General features: G+C 70.0%; 18 protein-coding genes. 10 read left to right on the forward strand and 8 right to left on the reverse strand.

Annotated elements, in window-relative coordinates:
• Nucleotides 1-9 precede the first annotated feature (9 nt).
• Both ABLG96_RS05355 and ABLG96_RS05360 read right to left on the reverse strand, forming a co-directional pair.
• Nucleotides 10-789: a class I SAM-dependent methyltransferase gene (locus tag ABLG96_RS05355; protein WP_353650355.1), complete on the reverse strand. Its 780-nt coding sequence runs from the start codon at nt 787-789 to the stop codon at nt 10-12.
• Between the two features lie 967 nt (nt 790-1,756).
• Nucleotides 1,757-3,073: a hypothetical protein gene (locus ABLG96_RS05360; protein ID WP_353650356.1), complete on the reverse strand. Its 1,317-nt coding sequence runs from the start codon at nt 3,071-3,073 to the stop codon at nt 1,757-1,759.
• A 28-nt stretch (nt 3,074-3,101) separates the two neighbouring features.
• On the opposite strand from ABLG96_RS05360, the gene ABLG96_RS05365 reads away from it, so the two are divergent.
• The 8 genes from ABLG96_RS05365 (at nt 3,102) to ABLG96_RS05400 (ending at nt 11,371) form a co-directional block, all read left to right on the forward strand.
• Nucleotides 3,102-4,439 (forward strand): NlpC/P60 family protein, encoded by a 1,338-nt coding sequence (locus tag ABLG96_RS05365; protein WP_353650357.1) that lies wholly within the window; start codon nt 3,102-3,104, stop codon nt 4,437-4,439.
• Nucleotides 4,440-4,594: 155 nt separating this feature from the next.
• The gene (locus tag ABLG96_RS05370) at nt 4,595-4,945 is read left to right on the forward strand and encodes an Lsr2 family protein (protein ID WP_353650358.1); all 351 of its coding nucleotides are present in this window, start codon (nt 4,595-4,597) and stop codon (nt 4,943-4,945) included.
• Between the two features lie 138 nt (nt 4,946-5,083).
• Complete coding sequence (locus ABLG96_RS05375) at nt 5,084-5,884, forward strand: prolipoprotein diacylglyceryl transferase family protein (protein ID WP_353650359.1); 801 nt, start codon at nt 5,084-5,086, stop codon at nt 5,882-5,884.
• A 188-nt stretch (nt 5,885-6,072) separates the two neighbouring features.
• A complete protein-coding gene (locus ABLG96_RS05380) occupies nt 6,073-6,315 on the forward strand; it encodes a hypothetical protein (RefSeq protein ID WP_353650360.1) in 243 nt (80 codons plus the stop codon).
• 26 nt (nt 6,316-6,341) lie between these two features.
• Nucleotides 6,342-6,605: a hypothetical protein gene (locus ABLG96_RS05385; protein ID WP_353650361.1), complete on the forward strand. Its 264-nt coding sequence runs from the start codon at nt 6,342-6,344 to the stop codon at nt 6,603-6,605.
• A 35-nt stretch (nt 6,606-6,640) separates the two neighbouring features.
• On the forward strand, nt 6,641-8,203 hold the full coding sequence (locus tag ABLG96_RS05390) for a radical SAM protein (RefSeq protein WP_353651390.1): 1,563 nt from the start codon (nt 6,641-6,643) through the stop codon (nt 8,201-8,203).
• On the forward strand, nt 8,200-8,493 hold the full coding sequence (locus tag ABLG96_RS05395; RefSeq protein WP_353650362.1) for a hypothetical protein: 294 nt from the start codon (nt 8,200-8,202) through the stop codon (nt 8,491-8,493). Before ABLG96_RS05390 ends, ABLG96_RS05395 begins: the two co-directional genes overlap by 4 nt.
• A 313-nt stretch (nt 8,494-8,806) precedes the next feature.
• Nucleotides 8,807-11,371 carry an ATP-dependent Clp protease ATP-binding subunit gene (locus ABLG96_RS05400; protein ID WP_353650363.1) on the forward strand — a complete coding sequence of 855 codons (2,565 nt, stop codon included), beginning with the start codon at nt 8,807-8,809 and terminating at the stop codon, nt 11,369-11,371.
• 359 nt (nt 11,372-11,730) lie between these two features.
• On the opposite strand, the gene ABLG96_RS05405 is transcribed toward ABLG96_RS05400, so the two are convergent.
• From ABLG96_RS05405 to ABLG96_RS05415, 3 genes are all read right to left on the reverse strand, one after another.
• Nucleotides 11,731-12,528 (reverse strand): SGNH/GDSL hydrolase family protein, encoded by a 798-nt coding sequence (locus tag ABLG96_RS05405; RefSeq protein WP_353650364.1) that lies wholly within the window; start codon nt 12,526-12,528, stop codon nt 11,731-11,733.
• Nucleotides 12,529-12,662: 134 nt separating this feature from the next.
• A complete protein-coding gene (locus ABLG96_RS05410; RefSeq protein WP_353650365.1) occupies nt 12,663-13,541 on the reverse strand; it encodes an A/G-specific adenine glycosylase in 879 nt (292 codons plus the stop codon).
• Nucleotides 13,542-13,670: 129 nt separating this feature from the next.
• A complete protein-coding gene (locus tag ABLG96_RS05415) occupies nt 13,671-14,243 on the reverse strand; it encodes a hypothetical protein (protein WP_353650366.1) in 573 nt (190 codons plus the stop codon).
• 37 nt (nt 14,244-14,280) lie between these two features.
• Here ABLG96_RS05415 and ABLG96_RS05420 point away from each other — a divergent pair, with 37 nt between their 5' ends.
• Nucleotides 14,281-14,670 carry a hypothetical protein gene (locus ABLG96_RS05420; protein WP_353650367.1) on the forward strand — a complete coding sequence of 130 codons (390 nt, stop codon included), beginning with the start codon at nt 14,281-14,283 and terminating at the stop codon, nt 14,668-14,670.
• Between the two features lie 252 nt (nt 14,671-14,922).
• Nucleotides 14,923-16,137 carry a formaldehyde dehydrogenase, glutathione-independent gene (fdhA, locus tag ABLG96_RS05425; RefSeq protein WP_353650368.1) on the forward strand — a complete coding sequence of 405 codons (1,215 nt, stop codon included), beginning with the start codon at nt 14,923-14,925 and terminating at the stop codon, nt 16,135-16,137.
• 256 nt (nt 16,138-16,393) lie between these two features.
• On the opposite strand, the gene disA is transcribed toward fdhA, so the two are convergent.
• The 3 genes from disA to ABLG96_RS05440 form a co-directional block, all read right to left on the reverse strand.
• Nucleotides 16,394-17,464 carry a DNA integrity scanning diadenylate cyclase DisA gene (gene disA, locus ABLG96_RS05430; RefSeq protein ID WP_353650369.1) on the reverse strand — a complete coding sequence of 357 codons (1,071 nt, stop codon included), beginning with the start codon at nt 17,462-17,464 and terminating at the stop codon, nt 16,394-16,396.
• 61 nt (nt 17,465-17,525) lie between these two features.
• The gene (radA, locus tag ABLG96_RS05435) at nt 17,526-18,935 is read right to left on the reverse strand and encodes a DNA repair protein RadA (RefSeq protein WP_353650370.1); all 1,410 of its coding nucleotides are present in this window, start codon (nt 18,933-18,935) and stop codon (nt 17,526-17,528) included.
• 111 nt (nt 18,936-19,046) lie between these two features.
• The gene (locus tag ABLG96_RS05440) at nt 19,047-23,174 is read right to left on the reverse strand and encodes a GH92 family glycosyl hydrolase (RefSeq protein ID WP_353650371.1); all 4,128 of its coding nucleotides are present in this window, start codon (nt 23,172-23,174) and stop codon (nt 19,047-19,049) included.
• Nucleotides 23,175-23,227: the final 53 nt, after the last annotated feature.

Here is a 23,227-nt window from a genome sequence, read left to right on the forward strand (position 1 = left end):
CACCCGCGGTCACAGCCGTACCGCCGTCCAGACCTGGCACCGTTCGGCAATCGCCACGTCCGGCCGCATGCCGATCAGCTCGGCCAGCTGTCGATGGAGCGCCTCCCGCGCCGACGCCTCGGCGGTCAGCGCCCAGGAGTACGTGTCCGCGAGGCCGTGCAGTTCGTCAGCGCTCATCCGGTGACTCCAGTCGACGAGTTGCAGTGCGGGATCGGCGAAGTAAGCGTTGCCGACGAAGGGGGCTTCCGGAACCGACTCCGCTGCAGCCGTCTGCCCGGTCGCCTTGCCGTCCGGCCGCACCGTGCTGTTCAGCGTCTGCACCCAGCGCCGGGTGAACTCGTCCCGGGTGTCGGCGTTGTTCCACAGACAGGCCAGCCGGCCCCCCGGCAGCAGCACCCGGGCGATCTCGGCCATCGCAGTGTCGAGATCGAACCAGTGCAGGGCCTGCCCGACGACCACCACCTCGACGGCCGCATCCGGCAGTGGGATCTGTTCGGCGGAACCCCCCAGGACGATCGCGTCCGGTGTCGCGGCCGCGAGCACCGCGAGCATCTGCCGATCCGGTTCGACGGCCCACACCTGCCTGGCCCCGGCTGCCGAGAGCAGCCTGGTCAGCTTGCCGGTTCCGGCTCCCAGATCGAGCACCCGATGCGCACCGTCGACGGCTGCGGCGACAGCGTCCGCCGGGTAGTCGGGCCGGAACCGGTCGTAGGAATCGGCCGCCTGCCCGAACGCGTTCGCGAGCCGTCGCCGCCGGGCAGCAGGGTCCGATACGGCGGAAGACGTCATCCCTCCATCCTGCCGTGCTCCGCTTGCCGCCACTGAATCGCCCACTTTCGGACATCTTGTTCATCGTTCGGCTGGAGATCATCGCGATGTGGTGCACGAACCCGTATTCCAGCGTTGAATGAGGGGGTGATGTGAGCTGCACGTCACCCAGGTGGACGAGTGGGCGGGGTTCGATGCGCAGTCGGTCGGTGTCGAGAAGCCCCCGGAGGGCGCTGGCCTCGGCTCTCGCGCTGGGTGTGATCGCATCCGGATGGGCGGTGGGGCCTGCTGCTGCTGCCCCGGCAGCCGGGTCGAGCGTCCCCCCACCCGGCACTGCCACCGCGGCTTCCTGGTGTTGGACACCAGACCGGACGACGGTCGATCCGAACGTCTTCGCCGGTGTGCGACTGTCCGATCCGCAGATCGCCACCGCGCAGGCGATTGCCGATCTCGGTCGTTCACGTGGCCTGGGCGAGCGGGGTATCCGGATCGCCATCTCCGCCGCGCTCCAGGCATCGAACCTGGATCCGACCTACCGCGGAGTGACCGGATCGGGCCTGTTCAGTGCCGGACCCAGTGCCGGATCAGGTCCGACTCGCTCGCTGATCGAGGCCACCGACACTTTCTTCGCCACCCTCGCGGTACGTACCCCCGGCTACGTGTCCGACCGGCGGTCCGATGCAGTGCTGGCGGAATCATTGACCAGCAGAGTCATCGCCGCTGGAATCGCAGCGCGCGGACCGGTTGCCTCGGCACTCACCCGGCACCTGCTGGAGACCGATCGGGACCAGCTCGGCCACCGCATCGCCGCGCTGCTGCGACTGAGGTTGATCGGCACGAACCCCACCCCGACCCTGGTCGTCGCCGACGCCGGATCGCTGTCCCTGTCGAGGTCCGCCGATCGTCGTCTGCTGCGAGCGGCGGGCGAGACCCTCACCGCCAAGACGCGGGTGAACGACGCAGCGACCACCGGCGTGAACCCCGGCGGCTACCAGTTGCGCGCGAACGTCGCCCCCGACGGCACGGGCGACCCCGCTGCCGACATCTCCGCTGCTCGCCCGGCCTCCGCGCCGGCCGCTGCTCGCCCGGAATCCGCTCCGGCCGCTGCCCTCCCCGCAGCCCCCGTGCCCGCCGTTCCCTCCATCGTCGCGTCCGCCGGGGCGACTGCCGTGCCGTCGAGCGGCGCACCGTCGACGACGTCCACCGGGCCCACCTCGACAGTGCCGTCGAGTTCGTCCCCGACCAATACGCCGCCGAGCACCTCGAAGCCGCCGACCACCACGGTGCCGCCGACCACGGTGCCGACCACCTCGAAGCCGCCGGCCACCACGGTGCCGACCACCTCGAAGCCGCCGTCCACCTCGGTGCCGACCACCTCGAAGCCGCCGTCCACCTCGGTGCCGACCACCTCGAAGCCGCCGTCCACCTCGGTGCCGACCACCTCGAAGCCGCCGTCCACCTCGGTGCCGACCACCTCGAAGCCGCCGGCTACCACGGTGCCGACCACCTCGAAGCCGCCGTCCACCTCGGTGCCGACCACCTCGAAGCCGCCGGCTACCACGGTGCCGACCACCTCGAAGCCGCCGTCCACCTCGGTGCCGACCACCTCGAAGCCGCCGTCCACCTCGGTGCCGACCACCTCGAAGCCGCCGTCCACCTCGGTGCCGACCACCTCGAAGCCGCCGTCCACCTCGGTGCCGACCACCTCGAAGCCGCCGTCCACCTCGGTGCCGACCACCTCGAAGCCGCCGTCCACCTCGGTGCCGACCACCTCGAAGCCGCCGTCCACCTCGGTGCCGACCACCTCGAAGCCGCCGTCCACCACGGTGCCGACCACCTCGAAGCCGCCGTCCACCTCGGTGCCGACCACCTCGAAGCCGCCGTCCACCACGGTGCCGACCACCTCGAAGCCGCCGTCCACCACGGTGCCGACCACCTCGAAGCCGCCGTCCACCACGGTGCCGACCACCTCGAAGCCGCCGTCCACCACGGTGCCGACCACCTCGAAGCCGCCGGCCACCACGGTGCCGACCACCTCGAAGCCGCCGTCCACCACGGTGCCGACCACCTCGAAGCCGCCGTCCACCACGGTGCCGACCACCTCGAAGCCGCCGTCCACCACGGTGCCGTCCACCCCGACCAGTCGGCCCACCACCACCGCGCCGCCGGCCACCACCAGCGCTCCGCCGGCAACCACAGTCGCTCGACCGTCCGTGGTGCCCGATCCGTCGGCCCCCGCGCCCTCGGCGCCCAGCACTCCGACCCCGGCTGCGCCCGCCCCGCCGCCGGTCGACAGCGGCGACACCCCCGCTCGGCCCGATCCGAACGAGCCGGTGGGGACGGACGGCCCCGAGCACGTCACCCCTGACCCGGTCGACGCCGGAGCCACCCCCGTACCGGCCGGAGTCATCGCGCGTGACGCCACCGACTGCGTGCCTGCCGGTAGCAGCCTGGCCGCCTTCGACCCGGGCGAGATCATCTCCGACGCGGTGTTCTACGACAGCGGGGCCATGGACGCAGCGGCAGTCCAGGCGTTCGCCGATGTGCGCGGCGCAGGATGTACGAGTGCGCAGTGTCTGCGCTCGCTGGCCGTCGACGCCCCCGCCGAGCCGGCGAACAAGTACTGCGCGGCTCTCCCGGCGCGTCGTTGGACCGCCGCTGCCGCCATCGCTGCCGTCTCGGTCGCCTGCGGTATCAACCCGCAGGTCATGATCGTCACGCTGCAGAAGGAATCCGGCCTGCTCACCCGCAGCGACGCCACCTCGTCGAGCTGGGCGTCGGCTTGGGGCTGGCACTGCCCCGACACCGGCCCCGGCGGCAGCGCCAACTGCGATCCCGCCCATTCTGGATTCTGGAACCAGCTCTACGGGATGGCGCAGCAATGGGCCCGTTATCGCCTCGATCCGCAGAACTATTCCTACCGAGCAGGCCAGCGCGCGGACATCCGTTGGAACGTCCAGGAAACGGGTTGCGGATCGTCGTCGGTGCAGATCAGGAATGCAGCCACCGCGGCGCTGTACAACTACACCCCCTACCAGCCCAACGCCGCTTCGCTCACCGCCTACCCGGGCACCGGTGATGCCTGTTCCGCGTACGGGAATCGCAACTTCTTCGTGCTGTTCGGCAAGTATTTCGGGGGTACCGGCACTCGGGCCACCACTCCGGTGTCGATCTCGGGGGTGGCTGTCACCATCCCGGCAGCACAGGACATCGATCCGCACGTCGCCGGTCGTCGCGTGATGGCGCCGACCGCCGGAGTGGCGCGGGGCATCGCGGCCGGTCTCGCCGCGGTCGGTCTGCCCTACGTCTGGGGCGGCGGCACCGCAGGCAGCGGCCCCGACCAGGGCTGCAGCCGCGGTGGTGGTTCGAAGAACTCCTGCAGCGGAAGCACCGGATTCGACTGCTCGGGCCTCACCGCGTTCGTCCTGCGCCAGGCGGGCTTCGTCATCGGTGGCGACTCGTCAGCGCAACGCTCCGGTGGCCGCTCGATCCCGTTCGCCCAGGCGCTGCCCGGCGACATCATCGGCTATCCGGGGCACGTGTCGGTGTTCCTGGGCTGGTTCGAGGGAACCGCATACATGCTGCAGGCCCCGCAGGTCGGCAAACAGGTCCAGGTGCGGGCGGTCTACTACGCCGGAATGGATCCGAACGTCCATCGTTACTGGGCCTGAACACCTGCCCGGTAACGTCCGCGTCGCTGATGGTGCGGCGCGGGGTCGTGTCTGCTCGGTCTGTTGTATTACAGTGTCCGCGACAACAGGAATGGCAGCCCACAATTGTCGGCAACTGCAATTCTCACAGACACGACCCAGCAGGAAGGCCATTCATGGCTAAGCAGACGATCGTCACCCTCATCGACGACATCGACGGTTCGGCAGCAGCCGAGACCATCACCTTCGGGATCGACGGCGCCTCGTACGTCATCGACCTGAACGACAAGAATGCGAAGAAGCTGCGCGACGCGGTCGCGACGTTCGTCGCCCATGCCCGCCGAGAGAGCTCCGGGCGTCCCCCCCGCCCGGCGTCCGGGAGCGGCCGTGGCCGCGTCGGCGGTGCCCGTGGTGACCGCGAGCACCTGCAGGCCGTGCGCGCCTGGGCTCGGGACAACAACAAGCCTGTGTCGGACCGTGGTCGGGTGTCCAGGACGCTGCTGGACGAGTACGCAGAAGCGCACTGATCCACCGACTCCCACACCGCACGCCCCGCCTGCTCATCCGGCGGGGCGTGCGGTGTCGAGAGACCCTTCTGCTCTCCGAACGGTCGAAGTCCGCCGAACGAGGCACGTGGCCTTCGGTGGTGCATTAGGGTCTGCGCGATGAGGCCGGTGCTGTTCTCGTGGGGCGGGGTGGACGTCGGAACCCACGAGTTCTTCGTCGGGGCGGGGGTCGCAATCGCTCTGGTGGTGTTCGTCCTCGAAGCACGGGCGCGAGGACAGTGGAACTCGAGCACCGTGATCGCGGTGTGTGGCGCATTGATCGGCGGAGCTGTCGGCATGCGATTGTCCGGGCTGCTGCCGCACCTGAGCCCCGCGGCAAATCCCACCCTGCTCGAGGCGTGGGAATACGGCGTCCGGAGCATTCTGGGCGGACTCACCGGCGCCTATGTCGGCGTGCTGATCGCCAAGCGGGTCATCGGCTATCGCGTCAGTACCGGCGATCTGTTCGCCCCTGCCGTGGCCATCGGAATGGCCGTCGGTCGGATCGGCTGCCTGCTGACCGAGGCGCCCGGCCGACCCACCGCCTTGCCCTGGGCGGTGCACGCTCCGAGCAGCGTCGCTCAATGTCCCGGCTGTCTCGCCGGAGTGGGGATGCACCCCTCGTTCCTGTACGAGATCATCTTCCAGCTGGTCGCCTTCGTCGGCCTGCTGTGGCTCCGGGGCCGGGTGACGTACCCCGGCCTGCTGCTCACCGTCTATCTGGCTGCGTATGCGGCGTTCCGCTTCCTCGTCGAGTTCACCCGGGCCAATCCGACCGTCTGGCTCGGCCTGACCCGGCCGCAGTGGTTCGTGCTGATCCTGATGCCCCTGGTCATCTGGCGGTTGGTCGTCCGGTTCCGCTCCGGTGCTTTCGCCGACGTCGTCACCCGTCGATCTTCGCGCCGGGAGGTGCACCCATGACCGTGTCGCCACCGCCGCCCCCGACCGGACCGCCGCCCCCGACCGGACCGCCGCCCCCGACCGGACCGCCGCCCCCGACCGGACCGCCGCCCCCGACCGGACCGCCGCCTCCGCCTGGAGAGCCGCCTGGCTTCCCGGCAGGATCCGACCCGCAGCGGAGGCCGCCGGCCGTCTCGGTGGTGCTTGCCGTGCTCGGAGTCCTGGCGGTGATACCCCTGAGTTTCGTGTTCGTGTTCGTCCTGGACGGTCGGTCCGAGCTCGCGGTGCGGGCCGGGATCTTCGCCGGCCTGGTGTTCCTCGGCGGTGGCGGGTTGTGCTTCGTCCGGTCGCCAGGGGCGCGGGGTTTCGGTATCGGACTGATGACCGGCTGGGCGCTGCTGTCGATCACCACCGCCGGAGTCTGCACCGGCCTGCAGAAGTTCATCCTGTGACGCCGCCGGGCCGGCAGTCTCCTGCGGTGTCGATCCGGTTCGTCCTGCAGGGAATCCTGTTGACGATCCCGATCAGCGTCGTGCTGCTCATCTCCTTCGACCACCTGCGCCTGCCGACCCCCGGCGTCGGCATCGTTGTCAGCGTGCTGCTGTTCGTGGTCGGCGGCGGCCAGTGCTTCATCCCGACGCCGCGGTACCGCGGGCTCGCCGTCGGTCTGATGACCGGCTGGGCCATCCTGTCGATCGTCAGCGCCGGCGTGAGTACCGGCTTCACGAGGTTCCTGGTATGACGCCCGGACACCAGGCGACGCCGCCGACCGCCGGGATGGGCCTGCGCGGCGACCGCATCCATCGGTATGTCAACGCGTTCTGCCCGCAGTGTCACGACGAGTCCCCCGAGTCGTCGCTGGCCGACGTCCGCCGGCTCTCCGGCGTCCTCACGGAGCGGGACGGGGCGGTCTGGCTCGAGCGCGGCTGCCCCGACCACGGTCTGGTGCGAACGCTGTACGACGAGGATCCGGAGATCCTCTGCTACCTGGAGGAGTGGACGGCGCCGACCAAACAGCACACGCCGGACAGCGTCGGCAACTACGCGCCGGTCCCGTCGGCGTACGCACGCGGTCTGGGCGAGATGCAGACCCAGCACACCTGCATCCTGCTCGAGGACATCGTCGAGGCCTGCAACCTGCGCTGCCCCACCTGTTTCGCCGACTCCGCCCCCGACCTGCGCGGCGCCGTCCCCGTCGAGGAAGTGCTCAAGAACGTCGACCAACGGCTGGCGCGGGAGAACGGCAAGCTCGACGTGCTGATGCTCAGCGGCGGCGAACCAACGCTGCACCCGGAACTGGGTCGCCTGCTCGATGCCCTCGTGGCCCGCCCGATCGTCCGGATCCTGGTCAACACGAACGGACTGCTGATCGCCCGCGACGACGCACTGCTCGAGAAGTTGGCCCGGCACCGCGAGCGGGTCGAGGTCTACCTGCAGTTCGACGGCCTCACGGCCGAGGCGTCCCGGCACCACCGGGGCGCCGACCTGCGCCGGATCAAGGCGGACGCCGTCCGGCGGTTGTCCGAGAAGCGGATCTTCACCACCCTGGTGATGACGGCCGCGCTCGACGTCAACGACTCCGAGATCGGTGACGTCATCCAGGTGGCCCTGGACACCCCGTACGTGGGGGGCGTGTCGATCCAGCCGCAGTTCACCTCGGGCCGGTCGGGCGAGATCGACCCGCTGCGCCGGCTGACCCACACCGGAGTGCTCTCCCGGCTCGGCCCGCAGACCGACGGGCTGGTGACCTGGCGGGACCTGACCGCGCTGCCGTGCTCGCACCCGCACTGCTGCAGCGTCGGCTATCTCATCAAGGACGACGCCGGACGGTGGCGGTCGTTGGTCGGCCTGATCGGCCACGACCGAATGAAGCAGCGTCTCGGGCTGGTCGCCAACCGGATCGCCGACGACGCGCTGCCCCGGCAGCTGGCCGCGGCCGTCAAGGCGTCGCTGATGGACCTGCTCAGCGAACAGAGCAGCCTGTCGCACCCGGACATCGGCGACCTGTGGCGGGACATCTGCGAGAACTGCGACCTGGGCATGTCCACCCTGCTGACCCTGGCCTCCGGTGTGCTGCCGGGGCGTCGCCGGCGACTCCGCACGCTGCTGGGCGAGCGGGTCAAGCGGATCACCGTCAAACCGTTCATGGACGTCCACACGATGATCGAGGAGCGGCTGACCCAGTGCTGCGTGCACGTGGGGACCCGCAGCGCCGAGCAGGACCAGTGTGCGCCGTTCTGCGCCGTCCAGGCCTGGGCGCCGCTGGGTGCGTCCCGGCTGTCCGCGGTCGCGTCGGGGCCGGCGAGGCCGGGCCGGTCGATCCCGCTGGAGGTGCGATGAGCAGCGCTCCCAGGGATGGTGCGGGTGGTCCGACGACGGCATCGTCCCCGGACCCGCTGCGGCTGTGTGTGTACGCGACCATCGCGGCGCTGGCCTGGTGGCTGGGCCCGTTCGCGCTGTTGGCCTTCGCCGCGCTCGGTCTGGCCGGGTATCTGCGGGCCCGGAGAGTGGGACTCACCCGCAGCACGTGCGTGTTGCGGGACACCCGGTTGGTGATCGGCTACCTGGCGGTGCTGGCAGCCACCGCACTGGTCGGGATCGGGTTCGTGGTCGCCGACTGGGTGCGCTGAGGCGGACCCCGTCCTGCTGTTCGCCCTCGGCGTAGGTCGTTCGCTGGCGGAACGTCCCGCCGACCGGGAGCGTTGGAAGCGGATGTCAACCTCTTCGGACCAGGGGGTCGACCGCAGGCCGTCGGGACGAGAACCGGCAGGTCATCGCGGTGATCACCAGTCCCGATCCGGTCGACACCCGAATCCCCTCGTAACAACGCTGCAATGGTGACGTCGTTCGATGGTGGGTACAGGACCCGTGCGCGGATCCCACCGACCATCTCCCGGCGGCACCGGCCGCACTACAGTGGGGTATCCCCGCAAAGGAGTGCACATGTTCGAAAGGTTCACCGACCGAGCCCGTCGCGTGGTCGTCCTGGCGCAGGAAGAAGCCAGGATGCTCAACCACAATTACATCGGCACGGAACACATCCTGTTGGGGCTCATCCACGAGGGTGAGGGCGTCGCTGCGAAGGCCCTCGAGTCGTTGGGGATCGCCCTGGAGGGCGTCCGTGCCCAGGTCGAGGAGATCATCGGTCAGGGTGCCCAGGCGCCCTCCGGTCACATCCCCTTCACCCCGCGTGCCAAGAAGGTCCTGGAGCTCAGCCTGCGCGAGGCGCTGCAGCTCGGCCACAACTACATCGGCACCGAGCACATCCTGCTCGGGCTGATCCGTGAGGGCGAGGGCGTCGCAGCCCAGGTGCTGGGCAAGCTCGGCGCCGACCTCAACCGGGTCCGCCAGCAGGTCCTGCAGCTGCTGTCCGGCTACCAGGGCAAGGAGACGGCAGCGGCCGAGGGCGGGCGCGCCGAAGGCACCCCGTCCACCTCGCTGGTGCTCGACCAGTTCGGTCGCAACCTCACCCAGTCGGCCCGCGAGGGCAAGCTGGACCCGGTCATCAACCGGGAGAAGGAGATCGAGCGGGTGATGCAGGTGCTCTCCCGTCGTACCAAGAACAACCCGGTACTGATCGGCGAGCCCGGCGTCGGCAAGACCGCCGTCGTCGAGGGCCTGGCCCAGGCCATCGTCCGTGGCGACGTCCCGCAGACCCTCAAGGACAAGCAGCTCTACACTCTCGACCTCGGGTCGCTGGTGGCCGGCAGCCGGTACCGCGGCGACTTCGAGGAGCGCCTCAAGAAGGTGCTCAAGGAGATCCGCACCCGCGGCGACATCATCCTGTTCATCGACGAGATCCACACCCTGGTGGGTGCGGGTGCCGCCGAGGGCGCGATCGACGCCGCCAGCATCCTGAAGCCGATGCTGGCTCGCGGCGAGCTGCAGACCATCGGCGCGACCACGCTCGACGAGTACCGCAAGTACGTCGAGAAGGACGCGGCCCTTGAGCGGCGTTTCCAGCCGATCCAGGTCGGCGAACCGACGGTCGCGCATACCATCGAGATCCTCAAGGGTCTGCGCGACCGGTACGAGTCGCACCACCGCATCACGATCACCGACGACGCTTTGGTGGCGGCGGCCACGCTGGCCGACCGCTACATCAACGACCGCTTCCTGCCGGACAAGGCCATCGATCTGATCGACGAGGCCGGCGCCCGGATGCGGATCCGTCGGATGACGGCACCGCCGGACCTGCGCGACTTCGACGACAAGCTGGCGAACGTGCGTCGGGACAAGGAATCCGCGATCGATTCGCAGGACTTCGAGAAGGCAGCGTCGCTGCGGGACTCGGAGAAGCAGCTCCTGCAGAAGAAGTCGGAGCGGGAGAAGGCGTGGAAGGACGGCGACCTCGACGTCGTCTCCGAGGTCTCTGACGAGCAGATCGCGGAGGTGCTGGCCAACTGGACCGGCATCCCCGTCTTCAAGCTCACCGAGGAGGAGACCACCCGGCTGCTCAAGATGGAAGATGCTCTGCACAAGCGGATCATCGGCCAGCACGAGGCGGTCAAGGCAGTCTCCAAGGCCATCCGGCGCACCCGCGCGGGCCTCAAGGATCCCAAGCGTCCGTCGGGCTCGTTCATCTTCGCCGGCCCGTCCGGAGTGGGTAAGACGGAGCTGACCAAGGCGCTGGCCGAGTTCCTCTTCGGTGACGAGAATGCGCTGATCCAGGTCGACATGGGCGAGTTCCACGACCGTTACACCGCCTCGCGGCTCTTCGGTGCCCCTCCCGGGTACGTCGGCTACGAGGAGGGCGGTCAGCTCACCGAGAAGGTGCGGCGCAAGCCGTTCTCGGTGGTGCTGTTCGACGAGATCGAGAAGGCGCACCCGGACATCTACAACACGCTGCTGCAGGTGTTGGAGGACGGTCGGCTCACCGACGGTCAGGGTCGGACGGTCGACTTCAAGAACACCGTCATCGTCTTCACCTCCAACCTCGGCACCGCGGACATCTCGAAGTCCGTTTCGATGGGCTTCGCCTCCGGGAACGATTCGGAGTCCAACTACGAGCGGATGAAGACGAAGGTCAACGACGAGCTGAAGAAGCATTTCCGCCCGGAGTTCCTCAACCGCATCGACGACGTGGTGGTCTTCCACCAGCTCACCCCCAGCGAGATCGAGCTGATGGTCGACCTGATGCTCAAGCGCGTCGAGAAGGCGCTGAAGAACAAGGACATGGATCTCGCGGTCAGCCCCGCGGGCAAGGCCCTGCTCGCGCAGCGCGGCTTCGACCCGGTGCTGGGTGCGCGCCCGCTGCGTCGCACGATCCAGCGCGAGATCGAGGACGCGCTCTCGGAGAAGATCCTGTTCGACGAGATCAAGCCCGGTCAGGTCATCAAGATCGATGCCAGTGGTCTCGGCGCCGACGCGACGTTCTCCTTCGTCGGTGAGCCGAGGTCGGCCACCATGGTGAAGGAGCCGGAGCCGGTCGCCGTGGGGATGGCCAAGCACGCCGCATCCGCGGCGTCGGAGGTCAAGCCGCCGATCGAGCCGACCGGTACCGAGTGACCTCGGTCGGTTGACGCTGTGGTACGCAGGGCCCGCATCCCTTGAGGGGATGCGGGCCCTGCGTCATCTCGCGTAGATCCGCCTGACGACGTCCTCGACGTCGGGCTCCTCGATCGAGAGGTCACGCACCTCCGCCGGCGCTGCGATCGACTGCAGCACTGCCGGCACGGTCGTGCCGCCCGAATCGAAGGCCAGCCGCTGGCGGAGGTCGCCGGCCTCGGACGCGAGGTGCCAGGTACCCGGAATGTCGGTCAGATCGGCGGCCGGGGCGGCGAGGTGGACGACCAGGATGCGCCGGGTGAACGGCGGCCCCGTCCCGCGTCAGCTCGACGGCTGTGGTTGTGGACCGCCGGATCGAATCAGCCGGCCGCCGCGGTGAACACCGGCAGGTAGCCGCCGCGCTGACCGCTCTCGAACGGGTGGTAGCTGACCGTCAGGTCGGAGACGTTCAGCGCGTGCAGCCACTTGCTGCCGGAGCACAATTGGTGCCCGTCGAAGGTGCCGCGGACATCGCCGAAGACGAACCCGGCCCGCGCAGCGGCCGCGTTGATGACGCCGTCGATCACGTTGATGCCCTCGTTGATCTTGGTGCGCGACTTCTCACTCAGGCCGACGCAGAACGTGTGGCCCAGCTCGTAGAACTCGGGATAGCTCAGCACGACCACCTGGGCGCTCGGCGCCGCCGACCTGATCGCGCCATAGGTGGTGTCGAGCTTCCCGGGCAGTTCGGCGCGACCCGTGTCCTCTGCGGCCTGGACTGCGCCGATGCAGGCACCCTCACCTTCCAGGACGCAGGTCTTGATGATGTCGCTGAAGCCGGCATCGTTGCCCCCGACGGTGATCGAGACCAACGTCGTGGAGCTGCTGAGCGCCGAGATCTGATTGGCCAGCACGTCACCGGTCCGGGCGCCCGAGCACGCGACGGAGCGGTAGGAGGCCGGAGCGTTCTGCGCGGCCCAGGCCGCGGAGTACGCGTTCTCCGACCGCAGGCAGTCGCCGCTGGAATCGAGGTAGTCGCCCGCGCCCACCCCGGAGGAGTACGAGTCGCCGAGCGCGACGTAGTTCACGCCGGCAGCTGCCGCGGGCAGGGTGATACCGACGGCAGCAGTGGCCGCCACGGCCAGGGCGGCGAGGCTGCGGGTGAACAGGAATCGCATGGCGGAAACTCCCGTGATCAGGACGAGGCGCGGACCTTTCTCCCAAACCCTGGCCCCGGTCGGGGTGGCCGGCAAGTCCGAGCGCACGGAAATCGTGCGGATCCTTCCGAATTCGGCGCACCGTCACCGGGGGTTCAGCCGGGAAGGACGAAAGTGCCCTCCGGCGTTCGCGCGAGCAGCCCGTCGTGCAGCAGCGAGCTGACGCAACGCTCGCGCTGGGCGTCGTCGGGCCAGAGCGCGCCGACGTCGTCAGCGGCGACCGCGCCCGGTGCCGCCCGCAGCAGGGCCAGGATCCGGCCGCGCACCTGACGGTCGGTTCCGTGCCAGGTCTGCTTCGCGGCATGCACGGTGCGGGTCGGTCGCCCGACGGCGAGCCACCGGCAGTGCTCGCGCACCGGGCACTCGTCACACCGCGGTCGGACCGACGTGCAGACCATGGCGCCGAGTTCCATCAGCGCGGCGGACAGTTCCGCTGCCGCAACTCCTTCGGCGGGGAGCAGTGGTTCCAGCAGTGCGCGATCCGCGGCGGTGGCCGGACCGGCATCGTCGTTGCCCCGCACGATCCGGTTGAGCACCCGCCGGACGTTGGTGTCGACCACCGGTACCCGCTGTCGATGGGCGAACGCGGCGACGGCGCGAGCGGTGTAGTCGCCGACACCCGGCAGCGCGAGCAGCGCATCGACATCCCACGGCACCACACCGTCGTGCTGGACGACGATCTGCGTGGCGGCTGCGTGCAGCCGGAGGGCTCGGCGCGGATAGCCCAGTCGGCCCCAGACGCGGATCGCATCGCCCGGCGCATCCGCGGCGAGCGCGGCGGGGAAGGGCCAGCGCTCCAGCCACGCCCGGAAGACCGGCAGTACTCGGCTGACCGGCGTCTGCTGCAACATGAACTCACTGACCAGCACCCCCCAGGGGCCTGCGTCCGCATTCCGCCACGGAAGATCGCGAGCCTGTTCGCGGTAGAACTGCGCCAGCAGCCCCACCGGGAGCGCGGGGGCATCGGTCGGCACCCACCCACGCTAGCGCTCGGTCGGACACGGTCGCCGCGCTGGTCACCCGGCGTTGCTCCGCTGTTCAGCGCGCGTCCGAAGCTACCGTCCAGTGGTGATCAATCCGGTCGGACCCCTGCCCACCACCGTCTACTGGCGGCGCCGCGCACTGGTGATCGTGGTGGCCGTGCTGGTGCTGGTCGGTCTGATCTGGTTCGTCGTGGCCAAAGCCAGCGGATCCGGAGCGCAGCCATCGCCGACCGCTGGTACCGGCAGTTCGACGGCTCCCGCCACCGCACTCACCGGGGTGCTCGCATCGAGCGGCGGCGCAAGCGCCGGCGGGCCGAGCTCGGCTCGGAGCGGGGCCTCCTCCGGGGCGAGCGGATCGGGCTCCAGCGGAAGCAGTCCGGCCCCGAGCACCACCGGGCAGTCGAGTGTCGGCTCGTCGTCCGCGAAGCCGTCGACCACCGCGAAAGCGTCCACCACCGCACCCTCGTCCATCGCGAAGCCGTCGACCACGGGGCCGCCCACCACCAAGCCGACGACCTCCAAACCCTCGTCCACCGCGAAGCCCGCGGCCACGACGCCGACGACCACCCCGAAGTCGACGACCACCACCGAGCCGACGACCACCGAGCCGACGACCACGAAGCCGACGACCACGAAGCCCACGACCACCAGGCCGACGACCACCAGGCCGACGACCACCAAGCCGACGACCACCAAGCCGGTCGCACCGTCGACCGATGCTCAGGGCCGATTGCTGTGCACGCCGTCGACGCTGCAGCTGACGGTCACCTCGCGGAGTGCCACCTATCCGACCGGCGCCCAGCCGGTGCTGGGCCTGAGCGTCACCAACTCGGGTTCCCAGGCATGCACCCAGGACGTCTCAGGCAGCAAACAGGTGTTCTCGGTCTACTCAGCGTCCGGGGCGAGGGCCTGGTCGACGGCCGATTGCTTCCCCGGCACCGGCACCGAGGTCCGGACGCTGCAGCCGGCCGAGACCGTGCAGTACAACATCCGCTGGGCCGGCACCACCTCGCGACCGGGCTGCGCGGGCGAGCGAACCACGGTGCCTGCCGGGGTCTACCAGGTACGGGCCGTGCTGGGCTCCCTGTCGGCGACCCCGGTGCGGATCACCTTCGGCTGACCCGCGACGGTCGCCCTGTCGCGTTGGCGGAGATGGGGTCGAGGTCAGGCGGGGATGTCCGCGGTGGCTGGCTGCAACGATCGGACGACGGCCGGAAGCCGGCAGAGGCCGACCCGACGACGTCCGCCGCGGGGGAGTAGTTTGGCCGGACGAGAGTGACCCAGCTCACCACGCATCTGCATTCGCGGGATGGGCGTTGTCGAGGCATTCCAGCCCAGTCGTGGTCATTCACCCGGACCCGGAGGTCAACACATGGCAGGCAACAGAGGCGTTGCGTACGTCGAGCCAGGCAAGGTCGAGGTGCAGTCGATCGACTACCCGAAGCTGGAACTGCTGGACGGGCCGGGGGTGAACCCCGCCAACGTCGGCCGCAAGCTGAATCACGGCGTCATTCTCAAGGTGGTCACCACCAACATCTGTGGCAGTGACCAGCACATGGTGCGCGGGCGGACCACAGCTCCTCCGAACCTGGTACTCGGCCACGAAATCCTTGGCGAGGTCGTCGAGGCCGGTCCCGACGTCGAGTTCATCAAGGTCGGTGATGTGTGCTCGGTCCCGTTCAACATCGCCTGCGGCCGGTGCCGGAATTGCAAGGAGGGCAAGACGGGCATCTGTCTCAACGTCAATCCGGCCCGACCGGGTGCGGCCTACGGTTACGTCGACATGGGCGGCTGGGTCGGCGGACAGGCCGAGTACGTCACCGTGCCCTACGCCGACTGGAACCTGCTGCGCTTCCCTGACCGCGACCAGGCGCTGGCCAAGGTCCTGGACCTGACGATGCTGTCCGACATCTTCCCGACCGGCTTCCACGGAGCTGTCACGGCCGGGGTCAAGCCCGGTTCCACCGTCTACATCGCCGGGGCCGGCCCGGTCGGGCTGGCCGCCGCGGTCGGCGCGCAACTGCTCGGTGCCTCGGTGGTCATCGTCGCCGACCTGAACCAGGATCGGCTGGCGCAGGCGCGCAGTTTCGGCTGCGAGACCGTTGACGTGTCGAAAGGGTCGCCGCAGGACCAGATCGAGCAGATCCTCGGTGTTCCGGAGGTCGATGCCGCAGTGGATGCGGTCGGCTTCGAAGCCCGCGGTCACGGCGGCGACGCCGGCAAGGAAGCGCCGGCGACCGTGCTCAACTCACTGATGGACGTGACCGCCGCCGGTGGCGCCATCGGCATACCGGGGCTGTACGTCACCGGCGATCCGGGCGGTATCGACGAAGCGGCCAAGGTCGGTTCGCTGTCGCTCAGCCTGGGCACCGGGTGGGCTAAGTCGATCTCGTTCACCACCGGCCAGTGCCCGGTCATGCGCTACAACCTGGGTCTGATGAAGGCGATCCTGAACGACAAGGTGCAGATCGCCAAGGCTGTCAACGCCACCGTCATCTCGCTCGACGACGCCCCAGAGGGCTACGCCGATTTCGACAAGGGCGCGGCCAGGAAATACGTCATCGCCCCGCACGGCCTGGTGGCCTGACTGGGTTGACGGATGCTGCTGATCTCTGGTCGCCGAGCGCTCCGGGTAGCGTGATCGCGCTGCGGATCAGCTGACTCCGCTGTGTGCCGGCGGCCGGCCGGCGTCCATCGACGCCGACCGGACCGCGGCAGCCCACTTGCCGCGGATCCGGATGTCGACCGACTCGGAGCTGGTCCGCTCGACCCGGCCGTCGACAAACGCGTGAGGGGGCGACGGCGGGTGGACCGGCCTCGCGTCGTCGCCCGACGGCGTCGTTTCAGCTGAACCGGTCGCTGATGGCCAGGTCGGCCAGTCGGGACAGTCCTTCACGGACCCCGCGGGCTCGGGCCTCACCGATGCCGTCGACGGTTTGCAGATCGGCGGCGGTGGCGCCGAGCAGCGCCTGGAACGTGCTGAACTCGCTGATCAACCGCTCCAGCACCAGCGGTGGCAGCCGGTGCAAGCCCGTCAGCTGCCGATATCCGCGAGCGCTGACCTGGTGGTCCGGGGATTCGCCACTGCGTCCGAGCGCTGCGGTGATCGCTCCCAGGTCCAGCAACGCCGTCCCGGTGAAGCCGGACAGCACCTCGACCGCGATCGCCACCTGCTCGGCGTCATCGACCGCGCAGTAGTCGCGGATCAGGAGTTCGGCGACCCCCTCGGTGCCGGCGAGCAGTTCGTCGAGCTGAAGGCCGATCAGCCGTCCGTCGGTGCCGAGCTCGATGACGTCGCCGATCAGCTCGTCGGCGATGCGGTGCACCATCAGCACCCGCTGGATCGCGGTGACGGCCTCGCGCAGTGTGACCTGGTCCTCGATCTCCAGCTTCGACAGCGACTGTGCCACCTGGTCGAACCGCGAGCGATACCGCTCCAACGTCGACAGGGCCTGGTTGGCCCGGCCGATGATGGTGGACGGGTCGGGTACCTCGTGCCGGGTGCCGCGGTAGTATAGGGAGATGATCGACATCGAGTGGCTGACAGCCAGCACCGGCTGGCCGACCTGACCGCCGACCCGCTCGGCGGTGCGGTGCCTGGTGCCGGATTCGACGGTCGGCAACGACGCGTCCGGCATCAGCTGCACGTTGGCGCGCAGGATGCGGGTGGCGTTCTGGTCGAGCACGACGGCGCCGTCCATCTTGCAGAGCTCGCGCAGCCGGGTCGGAGAGAACTCCACGTCGATGACGAACCCGCCGTCGCAGATCGCTTCGACCGCCGGAGTCATACCCAGCACGATGAGTGCACCGGTGCGGCCGTGCAGGATCCGTTCCAGCCCGTCACGCAGCGCCGTGCCCGGGGCCAGCTGGGCCAGGATGCTGAAATGATCGCTCTGATCGGGTCGGTCGTTCACCGGGTCAGTCTAGGAGTCGTGGTCCGGGGCGCGCGGACCGATCGCCGACGCTCGACCGCGCTCAGCGCTGCAGCCACCGCACCACCCCTTCGTCCGACCCCACCGTTCGCAACGCCGCCCCGAGATCGCGGACCGGGACGACCGCCAGGCCGGCCGGGGCCGCCGTGTCCGTGCCCGCCGGCACGATTGCGCGGGTGAAACCGAGCCGAGCCGCTTCCGCCAGCCGTCGGCCGAGCGCGGGGACGCTCCGGATGTCGGCCGACAATCCGACCTCGCCGATGAACACGGTGCGCTGGGGCAGGGCGATGTCGCGCACCGACGACCAGACGGCCATCGCCAGCCCCAGGTCTACCGCCGGCTCGCTCACCTTGACGCCTCCGGTGGTCGCGGCGATCACATCGCAGCCGCCCAGCGCGACCCCGCCGAAGCGTTGCAGCACAGCGAGTGTCATGTTGACCCGGCTGGTGTCCAGCCCGGACACGGTGCGCCGGCCGCTCTCGCCGCCGGACTTGCACACCAGCGCCTGCACCTCCACCGGCAGCGGGCGCCTGCCCTGCAGGGCGATGGAGACGGCGCTGCCGGGAACCACCGGGCGGTCGCCGGAGACGAACACCTCCGACGGCTCCAGGACTTCTTCGATGCCGCTTGCGGTCATCCGGAAACAGCCCACCTCGTCGGAAGCGCCGAACCGGTTCTTGACGCCGCGGACCAAGCGAACGCTGGAGTGCCGGTCGCCCTCGAAGTGCAGCACCACGTCGACCAGGTGTTCCAGGGTCCGCGGGCCGGCGATGGCACCGTCCTTGGTGACGTGGCCGACCAGCACGCAGGCCATCCCGCGCTGTTTGGCGATCGCGGTCAGCGCTCCGGCCACTGCCCGGACCTGGGTGACGGAACCGGGGGAGGAATCGACCTCGGCCGAGGCGATCGTCTGCACCGAGTCGACGATCAGCAGCTCGGGGGCGACGGCGTCGATGTGGCCGAGCAGGGCGGAGAGCTCGGTCTCCGCGGCCAGGAACAGGTTCTCGTGCAGGGCGCCCATCCGTCCCGCGCGCAGCCGCACCTGACCGGCCGACTCCTCGCCGGTCACGATCAAGACCCGGCCCTGGCCGGACGTCGCCCAGGTCTGCGCCGCCGACAGCAGCAGGGTGGACTTTCCGACGCCGGGCTCGCCGGCCAGCAGCACGACGCTGCCCGGAACCAGCCCGCCGCCGAGCACCCGGTCGAGCTCCGTGACCCCGCTGGGGCGCGGCCGGGCGATGGTCGCATCGACCGAGGCGATCGGCTGGGCCGGGGAGGAGACGGGACCTGCGACGACCGCCCGCATGCTGCCGCGGGCCGGCCCCACCGCCGTCTCGGACAGTGATCCCCAGGCCTGGCACTCCGGGCACCGGCCCACCCACTTCGCAGCCTGATGCCCGCACTCGGTGCACGCATAGGCAGTCCGGATGCGGGCGGCAGGTCGGGATGTCATGGCTGGAACACTAGAACACCTGTCCGACAACGGGGCGTGACGGTGCCGTGCGTGGCGCTCGGAAAGCTCTCCGCAGCGCTGCCCCGCCCGGCGGCACCGGTCGGGCTGCCGTCACGGGGCAGGAACCACCGCCGTCGGCCCCGTTGTGGTCGTCCGCTGCTGGTACCCGGCGGCGGTGGCGGTCACCTGCACGGTGATCCGGCGCCCGACGGCGTTCCGGGGAACGATCAGCGTCGAGGCGGTGGCCCCCACGATCGGGGTGCCGCCGGCCAGCCAGCGGTAGGTCGAGCGCACCGGCACCTGGAACTGCGCGGCCACCGCGGTCAGCCGCGCCCCGACCCGGGCCGTACCGGTGATGCGAGGTGCCGCGGCGAGGAAGAGCACGCCGGCCCGGATGATCACCGGCGCGGTCCTGAGCACCACCGGGGTGTAGCCGGCGAGCCGGGCGGTGGTGATCAGCACCAATTTCTGGCCGACGGCGCCCGGCGGAATCCGCAGCGTCGGTCCGGAGCCGAGCTGGCGGCTACCGGTCACCCAGGTGTACTCGACGCTGACGCCGGCAACCGACCAGCTGGGCGCGACCGCGCTGACCTGCTCGCCGACCGTGGGAGCCCCGCTGATGCGGGTCGGTCGGGTCGCGGTGAAGGTGCCCGGTGTCACGATCACCGGCGCCGAGGTGACAACTGCGGGCGCCCAACCGGCCGCTGTGCCCGTCACCGTGACGGTCAACGACTTCCCGAGGTCGGCGGGCCGGAGGGGCAGCAGCCGTCCGGTCGCACCGGCAACCGCCTGGCCGTCCACGTTCCACTGGTAGCTCGTGGCCACCGTCGTGGACGAGGACACCTCCCACACCGGCGGGTCCACCGCGACGGTGCGGCCGACGGCGGGGGTTCCGACGACGACCGGGGTCACCGTGGGAGTGGGTGCCTGCGGTTCACCGTCGGCGGCGATGGCGAACACGTGGAACTTCGGATTCGCGCCGAAGGTGATGGAGCGCAGGGTGATTCCGGACTTCACTGGGATCGGCGCCGAGGCGAAGAGCCCGCAACCGACCGACTGCACGTCGGTGCCCCTGCCGCGGACCGGCATCGAGGACACCGTGGTGATGCCCGCGGGTGGCGTACCGCCGCACCAGTCGGGCAGGGTGACGTCCTGCCGGGTGCTGGTGCCGTCGGCGTAGGTGAGCGTCATCGTGGTGGTGATCGGTCCGTTCGCCGCTGCTCCGACGATCGCGATGCGGCTCGACCCGGCGAGCCCGTGGCTGACGTCGATCGGCCTGCCTGTCGCGACGAGGTTGTCGGCAGCGCTACCGGGCGGCGCCAGCACGAACCGCAGGTCGGCGGAGCCCGGCACCAGCTGCGGGATGCCCTGTGCCACACCGGATGTGGCGAGCGCGTCGGCGAGGTAGTACGCGGTGTCGCCGTCGAAATCCGCGTCTGCGCCGCCGCGGGTGCCGATCGCGCGCTGGGTCAGGCCGGCGGCCAGGAAGGGCTCGGTCGGCACGACGATCTGCAGCTGTGTGGTGCGCGACAGCGATCCTGCGGTGACCCGCAGCGGGATCGAGTAGGGCCCGGGCGCCGTCCCGGCGTCCACCCGCACGGTGACGTCCGGGGTGAGCTGGGTCGGCAGTCGATCGCCCGAGATCGCTGCTGCTGTCGGCAGTTCGACCCTGAGACCGGCAGGCAGGGCTCCGTCGAGTCCGATGACGGGCGTGACGGGGGTACCGGTCTGGGCCACCACGGTCAGCGCGACCGGGGCGCTGCGGCCGGCTGCGATGGTCGTCGCCGCTGCTGCACCCGAGGCGGTCAACCGGTCCACTGGTACGGCAGTGGTCAGCGGCGCCGGAGCGGCGTCCGGCCCGGTCGCCCAGGCAGAGGGCGTCGAGCCGAGGCTGAACGCGATGCTGTCGGCCGCGGCGAGTTCGGTACCGCTGAGGTACCCGCGGTCCAGTGCCAGTCCGTCGACGTTCACCGACTGGATGTAGTGCGAGGCGTCGGAGACCCCGGGGGCGGTGAGGGTGACGATCCTGTCGGGAGCGCCGCCGGGATGCACCGCGACCCGTTCGAAGGCCGGAGTGGTCAGAGCCCACTGGTCGGTGCCTGGCACGGCCGGGTAGAGACCGATGGACGACAGGACGTGCCAGGCGGACATCGTGCCCAGGTCGTCGTTGCCGGTGACGCCGGTCGGTCCGTCGGTGAACAGCGTCAGCGCGGCCCGGACCACGTCGCTGGTCTTCCACGGCTGCCCTGCCCACAGGTACGCGTAGGGCGCGTGCAGGTCGGGTTCGTTGTTCGGGTTGTACGTCGTGCGGCCGTAGTAGTCGTACGAACCGGTGACCCAGACGTTGTGGACGGTGTCGTCGCGATCCGTCAGCAGCGCGTCGTACGCGAAGAACTCGTCCAGCCGCTGTTGCGTCAACCCCTTGCCGCCCAACAGCTGTACCAGCTGCGGGAAGTTCTGCTGGTGCAACCAGGTGTACTGCAGCGTGGTGCCCTCGTGGAAGCCGGGCGCGTAGGCGGGATCGTCCTGCGGATCGAAGGCCCCGCCTGGCGTTCTGGCTCTGAACGTCTTCGTGTCCCGGTCCCACAGGGTGCTCGCGTTCGCCGCCCTGGTCGCGTACCGATCGGCGTCCGCACCATGGCCGAGCGCCCTGGCCATTGTCGAGAGAGTGCCGTCGGCGAGTGCGTACTCGAGCGTGGCGGAACCGCCGTGCTGCAGGTCGAAGTCGCCCTCCTTGCCGGTCGCTCCTTCGGCATAGGGCACGAAACCGTCGGCGAGGTAGCTCTCGTTGCCGGCCCGGCCGTTGTAGGGCGAGTCGGCGGGCGGGACGCCGTCGGCGTTCTGCTTCAGCACCGCGTAGGTGCGTTCCTCGTGGCCGGCGAGCAGCCCCTGGGACCAGGCGGTCACCAGGAACGGGGTCACCGGGTCGCCGGTCATGATGTTCGTCTCGACGGGGCCGTAGCTCCACCGCGGTGCCCAACCACCCTGTTCCGCTTGCAGGAGAAGGGAAACCGCCTGATCGCCGGCCTCCTTCGGCGCCAGCAGCGCGAGCAGTTGTTCCTGGGTGCGGTAGGTGTCCCAGAGGGAGAAGTTCTGGTAGTACTTCCGGCCGGGCTCGACCCCGTGCAGCTGGTCGGCGCCGGTTCCCCAGCCGCGGTAGCGGCCGTCGACGTCGGAGCCGACGGTCGGGGCCAGGAAGCTGCGGTAGAGCGAGGAGTAGAAGGTGGTGCGCTGTTCGGCGCTGCCGCCGGTGATGTCGATCGTGCCGAGCCGTTCTGCCCACAGGTCGCCTGCCGCCGATCGGGCAGCGTCCAGGGTGGTGGCCTCGGCGGCCAGGTTGGCGTCGGCGCCTGCGGCATCGACGTAGCTGATCGCGGTCTGCGCCTGCACCGTGCGATCGGTCGACGGATCGAACACCAACACGGCCCCGGTGCGCCCGGTGTCGGCCTCGGTGGATCCGGCGGTGACGGTGTTGCCCGTCCAGGTCCCGCTGGCCGAGCGGGAGAACGGTCGGTCGAACCGGGTGGTGGAGAAGACGGTGAACGGTTCGGTGTCCCGGCAGAACCCGCGGACGGTCGAGCTGGTGCGGACGGTGCGGTCGTCGACAATGGCGACGCTGGAGGCGCTGACGGTCGACAACGACTGCCCGGCGTTGATCAGCACCGCCGCCGTGCCGGTGGCCGGGAAGGTGTACTGCTGGACGCCGGTGTGTTCCGTCGCCCCGAGCTCGGCCCTGACGTCGCCCCCGCCGGTGGTCTGCAGGGTGACGTCGTAGGCGCCGGGGGACGCGTCCTCGCTCGCGTGGTCGAAGCCGGCCGCGTACGCGGCGTAGTCGGTGTTCGTCGGGATGCTGGTCGCCGGGAGCACGGGCACCACCCCGGCGAGCCCGCAGCCGACCCCGGAGAGATGGGTCATCGAGAAGCCACGGATCTTGCTCTGGGTGTAGTCGTACCCCGTGTTGTGACCGGTGTCCGGGGACAGCTGCACCATGCCGAACGGCACTGCCGCCCCGGGGAAGGTGTTGCCCTCGTCCTGGGTGCCGATGAACGGGTTCACCGCGCCGACCGACGACCTTGCAGCCACCGCCGGCGCGGCCGCGGCAGTACCCGGCGCCGCGGCAGCAGCAGCGGTCGGGACCGCGATGGCCGTGCCGACCACCAGCATGGCAATCGACAGGGTCGAGGCCATTCGTCGCGGGTGGGTGAGCGATCGGTCGGCCCTGCTGCGGTGCACCGCCATGGTGTTTCCTCTCCGGGAACTGCTGCTGGCTGGACGAGTTCGTCGGGTCGTAC

The organism is Nakamurella sp. A5-74, from assembly GCF_040438885.1.
Taxonomy (GTDB): domain Bacteria; phylum Actinomycetota; class Actinomycetes; order Mycobacteriales; family Nakamurellaceae; genus Nakamurella.